Below are 12,520 nucleotides of genomic sequence, written 5' to 3'. Positions count from 1 at the left end.
TGGTTTTAAATATTTCAGTTATTGAACGGTTTCCACCAATCTCACAAATTCGGCTTTGTATCCTTCAGGATCTTTGGAAAGGGCTTGTTTGGATAGTTTTAAAATTGATTTGGATTCTTTGTCGGTTACGAGTTTAGAATCTCTTAATTTCAATCCAAACCAGGCTACAGCAGCGCTAAATTTGAAATCTTCAGAAGCTGTAACTAAGTTTTTGGTTTTGTCTTCAATGGTCTGAATCATCTCAATACTTTTTTCGCCATCCGGTTTTTTGTAACGGAATTTGATAGTGGCTAATTCGTTACTGTAATTAGCCGTATTAGTGGCTTTGGTATATTTTAAATCAGGAACGCTGTAATCACTTTCAATGCCGGTTGGAATAATTTCGTATAAGGCGGTAACAGTATGTCCGCTACCTAATTCTCCGGCGTCAATAGCATCATTTTTAAAATCTTCGGGACGCAATTTTCGGTTTTCGTAACCAATTAATCGGTAAGCCTGAACATGTTTTGGATTGAATTCAATTTGGATTTTGACATCTTTGGCAATGGCAAACATAGAACCTTTGAATTCTTTCCCTAAAAAGCGATTGGCTTCCTGAATGTTATCGATATAAGCATAATTTCCATTTCCTTTATTGGCAAGGATTTCCATTTTGCTGTCTTTGTAATTTCCCATTCCGTAACCCAGACAAGTCAGGAAAACACCGGATTTTCGTTTTTCTTCAATCAAAGTTTCCATGTCTTTGTTTGACGAAGTACCTACATTAAAATCGCCGTCAGTAGCCAGAATCACACGGTTGTTTCCTCCTTTGATAAAGTTGGCAATAGCAGTTTTGTAAGCCAATTCAATTCCGGCTCCTCCTGCCGTGCTACCTCCTGCATTTAGATTGTCTAAAGCATCAATAATGGTTTGTTTTTGATCTCCGGAAGTTGGAGGCAATACCAAACCAGCTGCTCCGGCATAAACTACCATAGCGACTTTGTCTTCTTTTCTTAATTCGTTTACTAAAATTTTCATGGATTGTTTGAGCAAAGGCAATTTGTTGGGATCACTCATCGAACCCGAAACATCAATTAGGAAAACCAAATTAGATGCCGGTAGATTTTCGGTTGGAATGTTTTTTCCTTGTAAACCAATTTTTAGCAATTGGTGCTTACTGTTCCAAGGGCAATCACTGTATTCGGTATTGATGGAAAATGGATTGTTGTCCTTAGGTTGTGGATAATTGTATTTAAAAAAGTTCATCATTTCTTCTATACGAACGGCATCTTTAGGAACAGCTTGTCCATTATTGATAAAACGGCGAATGTTAGTATAAGAGGCATTGTCCACATCGATGGAAAAGGTTGAAAGTGGCGCATTTTTAGGTGTTTCAAATTGGTTTTCTACAAAGGCTTCGTAATCTTCCTGATTGGGAGTACTTGGTAAAGGAGGATTGATGTTTACAGTGTTGGTATTTCCATATATTTTTGAAGGTTCAGCAATTGATTCAGTTTTTGCTTTAGCCGGCATTGCCATTGCAGCCATTCGAACAGTGTTGTTTGATTTGTTTTCTTTATAAAGTACAGCATCAGCAGAGCGAAGCTTTACTTTACGAGTGTTTCCATATCCTACAACGACAATCTCTTGCAGTGATGAGGTATTAGGACTTAAACTAACATTGATTATTTTGGCGTTTTCTTTGACAATTTTTTCATATGTGTTGTAACCAATAAAACTAAAAACCAGAATTTTTCCTTTTTGAGCTTGGATGGAATAATGTCCGTTGAAATCAGTAGTGGTAGATTTTTGAGTTCCTTTAATAGTTACTGATACACCCGGAATAGGTGTTTTTGTTTCATCAGTTACGGTTCCGGAAACGGTGATTTCCTGTCCAAAAGTTAGGATGGAAAAGAGCATAGCAAGGGCTAATGAAATAAGTTTTAGACTTTTCATGATAATAAGATTTAAAATGTTTGACAGTATTTTTTGCGTATTAACGCTTCAGTGGAATTCCGTTTTCAGTGGTGATGATGATGACTTTATTTTTGCCTTTTTCGCCATATTTTGAAATAGCTTCTTTTTTCGATAAAACCTGAAGACTTTCAATTTTTTGTTCACTTAAAGGCGCATAAGGACTGCTCGGTTTTGGTCCAAATAAGGAAACTTCGTCGAATGCTTCTCCGTTGATGACATACAAAGCATCTTTAATATGCGGAACTGTTTTTTCTTTTTCAGCCTTGTAAAATTTTGTAGTTCCGTACTTAGCAATTGGGATGGCATTTTTTGCCTGATTTTTTCTGGCTTTTCCATAACCTATGACCACTACTTCGTTTAATGCATCACTGGTAGGCGAAAGTTTAGGATTGATTTTATTTGAGTTACCCACTATAGCTTCGTGACTATTGTATCCTATCATATTGAAAACAAGTTTCTCACCTTTTTCGGCATCAATCGTATATTTTCCGTCAAAATCGGTTACAACACCAGTATTTTTACCTTTAATTTGAATTGTTGCCCCCGGAATAGGTAAGTTGTCTTTTTCGTCTGTAATAATACCCGTAATTGTTTTTCCTGTGCTGTTAGCTATAGAAGCAATTTCTGCTTTTTCTTTATATTCATAGGCAATAGGAGCAAGACTTTTTGCTTTTACAGCAGCCATAGGCGCTACCGCTAAAGTACTGCTTGGTTCTTGAATCATTAAGGCATCTGACTGAGATGTAGTTTCTTCTGCTTTTGCTTTTGAAACTATTTTAGTATCAGAAAGGATCGTTTCTGAATGATTTTCAACGATGGCAACAGGATTTGGTTTCTCTAATTGTTTTTTTAAAATCGTTGTGGCTTCTGTTTTTATATTTTCAGAAGGAACAATGCTGTTGCTAATGGTTTCGCTTTTTTGAATAACCACTTTAGTCTCATTAGTTTCAGTTGGTGCAACTATTTTTGAATCTGTTTTAAGAAATTGGTAACCCAAAGAAACAAACAATAATAGTGAAGCCGCAATGGCTAATTTTTTCCAAAGTTGTGATTTTGATTGTAATGCTTTTTGTTCGAGCTTGTCTTCTACACGCGCCCAAACCTTATCCATTCCCGGAAAGTCTTGTTGCTCTGCCTTTTGGGCTGCGCTTTTGATTTTGTTAATTATTTTATCTTGATTATCCATGACTAATTTGATTTTTGGTAATACAGCTTGTTTACTAATTCCTTCAATTTGGTTTTAGCGGCATTCAATTGTGACTTTGAAGTGCCTTCAGAAATGTTAAGCATGCCGGCTATTTCTTTGTGATTGTAACCTTCAATAACAAAGAGGTTAAAAATAGTTTTGCATCCTACAGGAATATGATTGAGTAAATCCAGTAAATCCTCTTCTTCAAGATTCGTCATTTCATCAGTAAATGGTTGCGACAATGTTTTAACATCATCGAGATACATATTGAAGTTGGTTTTCTTTTTAATAGTTGCCAAACATTGATTGACGGCTATTTTTCGGGCCCAGGCTTCAAAGGCTCCCATTTCTTTCAATTGGTCTAATTTGGTAAAAATGATATAAAATGCATCTGCCAAAACTTCCTCAATTTCCTCTTCCTGTTTCAAATAACGTTTGCAACTGGCGTAGAGTTTTGGTGCCATAAGCGAATACAGCTCACGCTGGGCATCCCGTTGCATTTTTTTGCAGGCTATTATTAGATTTTCGTTTATCACAATTGTTGTCTTTCTACTAAAGAGGATAAAAAAGAGAAAAAGGTTGGGAGAGAAGTTGTTTTTTTTTGAAATTTAAAATAAAATCACTGAAAATCAATAAATTAGTATTTTGTTTTTTTGCAATATAAGGCATATAAGTTTTTTAAACCATTAAGAGATTAAGAAAAATTAATTGTAAGGCTTAATAAACTTAATTTCTTAATGGTTTTTATTCTTTAGTCCATATAAGTTTTTCTAGTGGATTTTAATGCTTGTTTTGATTTTCCTGAGCAACGAGTTTCAACGAATTGATATAATCGGTATCAAATTCAATTACTCTTATTTTTTCAGGATTAAAACTCAGTTCACCACCAAATTGGCCTTTTGTATCTAAAAAATCGATGATGAGTTCTTCGTCATTTAGTTTAATCAATTTTCCCAAATAAGCCGATGTAGCCGATTTTTTGGCAATTTGAAAAATACCATACTTTTTATCCACAAAGCTTATAATTGACGCTAAATCTCTGATGGGAATAATGTCTTTGGCATTTGTTTTTAAACCTTTTAGTCGAATTACTTTTTCGGTAAATTCATGGTCGCTGTCTCTGTAAATGCGCTCGATATTTTTGTTTTTCAGAATCACAAACCCATCAATGATAAAATCAACGGGATTGTTTTTTAATAAAATCCAATCATCGGAGTAGTCAATAAGAAATCCGGTATAAACTTCTTTTTTATCCAGAAATTCTATTGATACCAGTTGTCTTAAATAGTTTTCCATTTGTTATGTTTTTTAAGAAATTCCAATACTCAAATCCCAAATTCCAACTTTGTTTGAAACTCTAATAATTGGAATTTGGAATTTAATACTTGGAATTTAATGTTTTTAGGGATTAGTTGACCAAATACTACTGTTTTTGATGAACACGCGTCGGTTTAATTTTAGTTGGGCAATAATCAGTTCAGCTATATCTTCCGATTGCATTACTTTTTCAGGATTTCCATCGGTTAGATTTAATTCTTTTGCCATGTCAGTAGCCACTGTGCTTGGTGTTAAAGCTGTTACTCTAATATTATGTTTACGTACTTCCTGCATCAATGAATCGGTTAATCCTAAAACCGCAAATTTAGAAGCACTGTAAGCACTTGTCAAAGCATTTCCTGCTAATCCTGCGGTTGATGAAATATTGATAATATCCCCGCTTTGTCTTTCAATCATATTAGGAAGAACGGCGCGGGTTACATAATAAGTTCCCATTAAGTTAACTTGTATGATGCGTTCCCATGCTGCTGGTTCCAGTTCCATAAATTTTCCAAAAGCAGCAATTCCGGCATTATTGATTAAAATATCAATGGTTTTGAATTCAGTTAAGGCTTTTTCTACAGTTGAATTTACGGAATTTATATCAGAAACATCGGCTGTTAATGCTAAAGTTTTTACTCCAAAAGCCTGGATTTCATCAGCAACTTTGTCAATATCCGATTGGGTTCGGGAAATCAGGATTACATTTACGCCTTCTTTAGCCAAAGCAATAGCAACTGCTTTACCTATTCCTTTTCCGGCACCTGTAATTAGTGCATTTTTATTTTTTAAGTCAGTCATGATTTATTTTAGGTTTAATGATAATTTATAAATGGCGGTTTCAAGAATTTCGGTATCCTTGTCTTCGCATAGTAAAAATTCTATTTTATTGTTGTCGTTTTTTAAAACGGTTAATCCTTCAAACTTATGGCTATCACTGATTTTTTGAGTGAAATCAATTTTCATGGTTTCTAAATTAATGCGTCCAATAATGCTTCCCAGTACTTCGCCATCGTCATAAGTGGATTGGGTATCTTCGGCTGTAGCCAAAAAATAGATTTTGTCATCAACTAAAACTGCATCGGTAAAACTACTTACTATTCCGTTTATTTTAGGTAATTCATAATCATTAGAGCGCATGTTGAATTCCTGATTCAGTTTTTTGGCATGAAAACTAAAAAGTGTGTTTTTATTAGAAATACCATTGCCCCGATTCAAGAAATACCAGTTTTCGCCATCGTGAATTACGCCTTCAATATTGAAATCTTCGGGTTTGATGGAAGCAAAATTTTGCATCGCAGCGTATAAATCGGCGAGATTGTCAGAGGCAATTTTCTTTTTTTGTGTCCAATCAAATTCAACCATTTTATTTCTTTTTGAGGTTGAACCTGAGCCAAAAGCATACATGCTGTCTTGAAAACAAGTCAGGGCTTCAAAATCGGGTTTGTCCTTTTTGATGATGTTTTCGGATGGATTTTCAATTAACGGATAACGGTTTAAATGCTGTGAATCAATATGATATTCATATAAAAAACAGCTGTTGTCGCCAACTATGAATAAGGAATTGTCTTTGTAGCATATTCCTGAGGCAGAACCAATTCCGATGATCTGAAATAATAATTCTAATGTGAATTTTTCCATGGATATTGTTTTGAAATCCGCTATTTTAGATTAGACTAATATCTTCCGATAGCTAAATTTAAAAGTCTAAAATTATAGTATTTATTCCTTATATTTGAGAGTATAAAGTTAAAATATTCCCTATGAAATCGATTAATCCGGATGATTTTAAAGTAACCGAACCTATTAGACTTTCTGAAATACCAACGAATTTGTACAGTAAAGCCAGTGATGATGATAAGGAAGAAAAGCTTGAAAAAGTTCAGGAGAAGTTAAGTGTATTGCAGGATGTAATGTATGCCCATAATCGATATGGAGTACTTATTTGTTTGCAAGGAATGGATACTTCGGGAAAGGACAGTTTGATTCGGGAGGTTTTTAAGGAATTTAATCCCCGTGGTGTGGTGGTACATAGTTTTAAAACACCAAATTCTACTGAGCTGGAGCACGATTATTTGTGGCGGCATTATTTGGCTTTGCCTGAAAAAGGAAAATTTGCCGTTTTTAACAGAACACATTATGAAAATGTATTGGTTACCCGAGTACATCCCGAATATATTTTGAATGAGAATTTGCCCGGAATTGAAAAGTTAGAAGATATTACAGCTGAATTTTGGGAAAATCGTTTCGAACAAATTCGAAATTTTGAGAAACATATTACCCAAAACGGAACGATTGTTTTAAAATTTTATTTTCATCTAAGTAAGGAAGAGCAACGTAAACGTTTGTTGCGTCGATTAGAAAATATGGAACACCACTGGAAATTTTCGCCAGGAGACTTAAAAGAGCGCGAATATTGGGATACGTATATGCAATATTACGAAGAAGCTATCAATAAAACCGCTGTTGAAAAGGCGCCTTGGTATATTGTTCCTGCCGATGATAAAGAAATGGCACGCTATATTGTGGCTAAAATTATTTGGGAAGAAATGCAAAAACTGACTGATATTCAGGTTCCGGATTTAGAAGAAAAAGTAAAAGCTAATTTTGCGATGTATAAAGAGCAATTGACTAAAGAATAAAGACTTTTAATGGTTCGCTTTTTAAACTGACAGGTTTCAAAAACCTGTCAGTTTTTTTATTGCTATTACAAATTACAGTTTAAAGCCATAAGCCAGTCTAAGTGCAAATTGACCAAAACCTTTGCCCGGAGTACCATCATTATTGATAGTTGGAAAATCAGAATAGTGTTCGTAACGCGCAGAAATGTCAATGTATTTGTTAGCATATCCAATTCCCGGAGATAATAATAAAGAGGTGTCGTTGTAATTATTAGTTACTGCAAAAGCCGCACCTGCTTCCCCTGTTAAATAAAATTGGTCATTCCATACAAAGGCTTTCAGACCCGCTTTTACTGGAATAAAACCCAAGTCATCACCATCATTTTCACTAACAAAGATGTTGTTGAAACCTGTTGTTAAGGTGATGGAATATCTTTTGGTCAGGTCATATTGCAATCTGGCATCGGCTCCCAGAGCAAGTTTGTATGGGTCTTCGTTAGCATAACCGGCATTTAAACCAAATCCAAGTCTAAAACCTTGGTCATAATTTGTAGTTTCTTGTGCCTTAGTTTCATTAAAATTAAATAATGCCAGTGCAAATAGTAAGGCAGCGGTAATTTTCTTTGTTGTTTTCATGATTTGAGGGTTTTTATGATTTATTTTTTAATATGATTCGAATTAAAAAAAGACTTTCTAGTGCTAAAAAACGGCAATTGTATTCAAATGTTGTGGTGGTTGTTGCTTTTTTACTTCAAAAAGCAGTTGGTTACTGATATTCAGTACAGTAGGAAACCGCAGTATCGCTTTACTTTTTAAAAGAATAGTTGTAGCTAATATTAGAGTAATCTATGGAAAATGTTTTGGTAAACTAAGATTGGGTATTTCGGGTTTTTTGATTCAAAAAACAGAATAATTCTTTAAAGTTTGGTAATGTTTAGTTCATCCTGTTTTAAAATTACTGGACTTTCTTTGTTTCGAAAAAAATTAAAAAAACAAACCAAGATGAAAAAAATTATTTTAGGGCTACTTTTAAGTACAGCTTTTTTCTCGTGCGAGAACGACAAATCAGGGTCAGAGGTGGTTTTAGCCGATCAGTCTGAAACACCGGTATTAGTAAAGAAAAAGGAAGGTTTTGAAAATTTGGAATTATTTTCTTTAATCACGTCTGATGATGTGTTGTCTCAAACTCCAAATTTTGTTTTCGGAGGTTCGGCGGACGGAAGTGGATTATTGAAAAATGCCGATGGAACTTTTACTTTTTTAGTAAATCATGAAGACAATTTTGCTGTTTCAAGAGTTACATTAGACAAAACGTTCAAACCGGTAGCCGGAGAATATTTATTGAATTCTAATGGTGGAGTTTGGAGATTGTGTAGTGCATCAATGGCTACTCCTGAAATTCATGGTTTTGGTCCTTTGTATTTAACTTCGGGAGAATCAGGAGAAGAATCCCGTACACATGGTTTGGATCCTTATGGAGATGTGGAGTCTAATAGTGTTTCAAAAGAATTACCTGGTTTAGGTCGTTTAAGTGCAGAGAATGCTTTGCCATTAAAAGCTTCGGCATTTCCGGGTAAGACAGTTGTTATTCTTGGTGATGACGATTCAGGAACTAATGGCGGACAGGTGTTTATGTATGTTTCTAATACTGTTGGGGATTTGGCTAACGGTTCTTTGTACATGATGAAAAGAAACAACGACAATCAAAGAGAAACTGATATGGTTGTGGGTAAAACGTATCCGGTTTCATTTGTGAAAATTGACAATCATACTACTTTAACAGGTGCTCAAATTAATGCTACTGTAAATACTTTAAAAGGACTTAAGTTTGGTAGAGTAGAGGATTTAGATTATAGAAAAGGAGAAAAAGCTGCTGATAGAGAAATCTATTTTAATGTAACCGGACAAGACAGAACCGGAGCTAATGCTGATGCTTCAAGAACAAAATATGGTAGAGTTTACCAATTGGATTTAGACCAAAACAATCCGTTATCAGGAAATTTAAAAGTGATTTTAGATGGAGATGATCGTAGCGGAATTGCTAAAACTTTCCAAAATCCGGATAACATTTGTGTGACTAAAAACTATGTTTATGTTCAGGAAGACTCAAATGGTTACGGAGACGAAACGCATGATGCTTACATTTATCAATACGATATTGCTAAAAAAACAATGAAAGTAGTTGTTGAATTAGATCACCGTCGTACCGAAACGGATGCTGCTAAATACAATGTAGGAGGAAGTTCAAGATTTGGTAGCTGGGAATACGGAGCTTTAATTGATGTATCGGAAGAATTAGGGATTGATGATACTTTCTTATTATGTGTTCAGCCTCACACCTGGAATGGTGATAAATACAAAGGTGTAGATGGAGGAACAGGTCGTCCGAATGAAAAACAAGCGAGTCAGGTGGTATTAATAAAAGGATTAGCCAGATAATAAAATTTTTAAAAAAATATTTTCAGAAGTCCACGGTTTCTCAATTTGAAATCGTGGCTTTTGTTTTCCAATTCTTTTTCTGTTTATTATGAAAAAATGTTTCCTTTTTTTACTGTTACTGTTTGTGGTTTCCTGCAGTGAAACTCCTAAAACTACACAAGTAAAACAATTATTTCAAGCCGATATAACTACTTTAATTCAATCAGTAAATGATTTAGAAGCTTTGATACAATCCAATTCGGATTCTAAGCAACTGCAGCAACAGTTTTTGGCAGCGCATTCGAATTATAAAAAAATAGAAGTTTTTAGCGAATATTATTTTCCGGAAGTTTCTAAGGCAATCAACGGTCCTGCTCTTTCAGAGTTTGAGGAAGATGATAAAATGACTTTACCACCGCAGGGATTTCAGGTAATTGAAGAGTTTTTATTTCCTGTTTATGATGTGAAATCCAAATCGGAATTATTGAAAGAAATGGGGATTCTTTCGGCTAATTTAAAGCGTTTGAACCGAATTGCAGCAACCAATGAATTGACCGATGCTCATGTTTTTGATGCTTTACGATTGGAAGTTTTTAGAATAATAAGTATGGGAATTACAGGTTTTGATTCGCCAATAGCACAAAAATCAATTCCAGAAGTGGTAGCTTCATTGGAAGGCATTCAAAAATATTATCAACTCTATACCGATAATGAATCGGATGCCGGTTTGAAAATCATCAATCAGGCAATTAGTTATTTAAAAGCCAATCCTAATTTTAATGCTTTTGACCGTGCTGCTTTTATTCAAAATTATGCCAATCCATTAAGTCGAAAATTATATCAAAGTCAAAAAGATTTGAAGATTCCTTTTTTCAATGAAATGCGAGGATTGAAAACGAATGCTCAAACCTTATTTGACGCAGCAGTTTTTGATGAAGAAGCTTTTTCGGCTTTTCCGGATTATGAAACAACCCAAGAAAAAGCCACTTTAGGGAAATTACTTTTCAACGATCCTGTTTTGTCAGGAAATAACAGTCGTTCCTGCGCTTCTTGCCATCATGCCGATAAGGCTTTTACTGATGGTATGGAAAAAGCACTTTCTTTTGACGGTAAATCTTTTGTGAAAAGAAATACGCCAACATTGACCAATATTGCTTTCCAGCGTGTTTTCTTTTTCGATTCGAGAGTGAATTATATAGAAGATCAGGCTGTAGCTGTGATTACTAATGCGGATGAAATGCACGGATCATTAGAAGAAGCGGCTCAGAAAATTAAAAAAGATGAGAAATACATTCAAAAGTTTGAAAAAGCCTTTCCTAAAAAAGGAATTACTGCTTTTGAAATTAAAAATGCTTTGGCATCTTATATTCGAACATTAAGCAAATTCGATTCTAAATTTGATGCGTATATGCGAAACGAAGTTGCTTTTACAGCTGATGAAAAAGCAGGATTTAACCTTTTTGCCGGAAAAGCTAAATGTGCTACTTGTCATTTTATTCCGTTAACCAATGGAACAGTACCGCCAAATTTCATGAAATCAGAAAGTGAGGTTTTAGGAGTTCCTGATGCTAATGGAAAATTAGATACCGATTTAGGGAAGTACAATTTGACAAAAGCCCTGATTCACCAATATTCTTTCAAAACGCCAACCATTAGAAATATAACTTTAACAGCACCTTATATGCACAATGGTGTTTTTAAAACTTTAGAAGAAGTGGTTGATTTCTACAACGAAGGTGGCGGAAAAGGATTAGGGTTTTCTCTTGAAAATCAGACCTTGCCTGAAGATAAACTTAATTTAACCGATTTAGAGAAAAAACAATTGGTTGATTTTATGAAATCCCTGACTGATAAAAAGTATTTGAAATAAACAAAAAATCACTGCAAATTACAGGTTTAGTAAGGTGTTGTCTGCTTTTTTAACCGCTGTAATTTGCGGTGAATTTTTAACTGCTGCATTTATATTGTAATATTATACCAAAGAAAATTAGCTATAATGCCGGTATAGTATAAAATAGGCTAATTTTATTAGGCAATATTGAATATATAATCGGTATTAGTGAATATCTTTGCAGTATTATGATTAACATTATTCTGATTTTTGTCTATTTATTGCTGGGAGTTGCGTTGCAACGCATTAAATGGTTTCCTTCTGATGCTTACAAGCTGTTAAACAAGATTGTAGTTTATATCTGTCTTCCTTCATTGGCATTGTATTATATTCCTAAAGTAAATTGGGATAATGAACTGTTGTACCTGATAGGAGTTACCTGGATAGGATTTACACTTTCCTTTTTTTTCTTTCGTTTTTTAGGAAAAAAATATGGTTGGTCCAGAAAATTAGTAGGTTGTTTAATTATCACTGCAGGTCTGGGAAACACGTCCTTTTTGGGCTATCCCATAGTGAACGCATTATATGGTTCCGAAGGTTTAAAAATGGCCATTTTAGTCGATCAGCCAGGGACTTTTGTTGTGCTTTCAACTCTTGCTGTTGTTGTGGCTACACTTTATTCTAAAGAAGCGACCAGTGGCGGTAAAATAATTAAAAAAGTAATGCTGTTTCCGCCTTTTATTTGTTTTTTGATAGCCGTTTTTGCTAATGTATTGGATTTGGAATTTCATGATTATTTTCAGTTGGCTTTACAAAAAGTGGGGAGTCTGCTTACACCGTTAGCCATGATTTCTGTTGGTTTACAGCTGCATTTTGACAGCAAAAGCCAGCATTGGAAATTTCTTTGGTTGGGCTTGGCTTACAAATTATTAATTACCCCCGCCATTCTGTTTGTACTGTATGTCGTCATTCTGAAACAAAATTCGCTGATGATTCAGGTGGCTTTAATAGAAGCTGCTATGGCACCTATGATTATGGCAAGTATTTTAGCTTCTTCTCATGGATTAAAACCAAGACTGAGCAGTATGATGATTGGTTTTGGAATTCCTATTTCTTTTATTACGCTGGCTTTTTGGTATTTTTTACTCCAAATGATTTAATTTCTGTGTTTTAGAAAATCTATTGTTT

General features: G+C 34.6%; 11 protein-coding genes. 4 read left to right on the top strand and 7 right to left on the bottom strand.

Annotation, left to right across the window (positions count from 1 at the left end; translation table 11 throughout):
* Positions 1–18 precede the first annotated feature (18 nt).
* The 6 genes from IEV84_RS11075 to IEV84_RS11050 form a co-directional block, all read right to left on the bottom strand.
* The gene (locus IEV84_RS11075; RefSeq protein WP_188494353.1) at positions 19–1,935 is read right to left on the bottom strand and encodes a vWA domain-containing protein; all 1,917 of its coding nucleotides are present in this window, start codon (positions 1,933–1,935) and stop codon (positions 19–21) included.
* Positions 1,936–1,975: 40 nt separating this feature from the next.
* Positions 1,976–3,142, bottom strand: a complete 1,167-nt coding sequence (locus IEV84_RS11070) for a carboxypeptidase-like regulatory domain-containing protein (protein WP_188494352.1) — start codon at positions 3,140–3,142, stop codon at positions 1,976–1,978.
* A gap of 2 nt (positions 3,143–3,144) precedes the next feature.
* On the bottom strand, positions 3,145–3,645 hold the full coding sequence (locus IEV84_RS11065) for an RNA polymerase sigma factor (protein ID WP_188494351.1): 501 nt from the start codon (positions 3,643–3,645) through the stop codon (positions 3,145–3,147).
* 280 nt (positions 3,646–3,925) lie between these two features.
* Positions 3,926–4,441, bottom strand: coding sequence for a hypothetical protein (locus IEV84_RS11060; protein ID WP_188494350.1), 516 nt, complete (start codon positions 4,439–4,441; stop codon positions 3,926–3,928).
* A gap of 105 nt (positions 4,442–4,546) precedes the next feature.
* Positions 4,547–5,263 (bottom strand): 3-ketoacyl-ACP reductase, encoded by a 717-nt coding sequence (locus tag IEV84_RS11055; RefSeq protein ID WP_188494349.1) that lies wholly within the window; start codon positions 5,261–5,263, stop codon positions 4,547–4,549.
* Between the two features lie 3 nt (positions 5,264–5,266).
* On the bottom strand, positions 5,267–6,103 hold the full coding sequence (locus IEV84_RS11050) for a DUF6929 family protein (protein ID WP_188494348.1): 837 nt from the start codon (positions 6,101–6,103) through the stop codon (positions 5,267–5,269).
* Between the two features lie 122 nt (positions 6,104–6,225).
* On the opposite strand from IEV84_RS11050, the gene IEV84_RS11045 reads away from it, so the two are divergent.
* Positions 6,226–7,104, top strand: coding sequence for a PPK2 family polyphosphate kinase (locus IEV84_RS11045; RefSeq protein ID WP_188494347.1), 879 nt, complete (start codon positions 6,226–6,228; stop codon positions 7,102–7,104).
* Positions 7,105–7,176: 72 nt separating this feature from the next.
* Here the strand turns inward: IEV84_RS11045 and IEV84_RS11040 are convergent, their stop codons facing one another.
* Positions 7,177–7,719, bottom strand: a complete 543-nt coding sequence (locus IEV84_RS11040) for a hypothetical protein (RefSeq protein WP_188494346.1) — start codon at positions 7,717–7,719, stop codon at positions 7,177–7,179.
* Positions 7,720–8,085: 366 nt separating this feature from the next.
* Here IEV84_RS11040 and IEV84_RS11035 point away from each other — a divergent pair, with 366 nt between their 5' ends.
* The 3 genes from IEV84_RS11035 (at position 8,086) to IEV84_RS11025 (ending at position 12,492) form a co-directional block, all read left to right on the top strand.
* Complete coding sequence (locus tag IEV84_RS11035) at positions 8,086–9,522, top strand: PhoX family protein (RefSeq protein ID WP_188494345.1); 1,437 nt, start codon at positions 8,086–8,088, stop codon at positions 9,520–9,522.
* Between the two features lie 88 nt (positions 9,523–9,610).
* Positions 9,611–11,371, top strand: a complete 1,761-nt coding sequence (locus IEV84_RS11030) for a cytochrome c peroxidase (protein WP_188494344.1) — start codon at positions 9,611–9,613, stop codon at positions 11,369–11,371.
* Positions 11,372–11,580: 209 nt separating this feature from the next.
* On the top strand, positions 11,581–12,492 hold the full coding sequence (locus IEV84_RS11025; protein WP_188494343.1) for an AEC family transporter: 912 nt from the start codon (positions 11,581–11,583) through the stop codon (positions 12,490–12,492).
* The last annotated feature ends 28 nt before the right edge of the window (positions 12,493–12,520 follow it).

The organism is Flavobacterium palustre (assembly GCF_014639535.1).
Classification (GTDB): Bacteria; Bacteroidota; Bacteroidia; order Flavobacteriales; family Flavobacteriaceae; genus Flavobacterium; species Flavobacterium palustre.
This window is presented reverse-complemented; position numbering and strand designations above follow the sequence as displayed.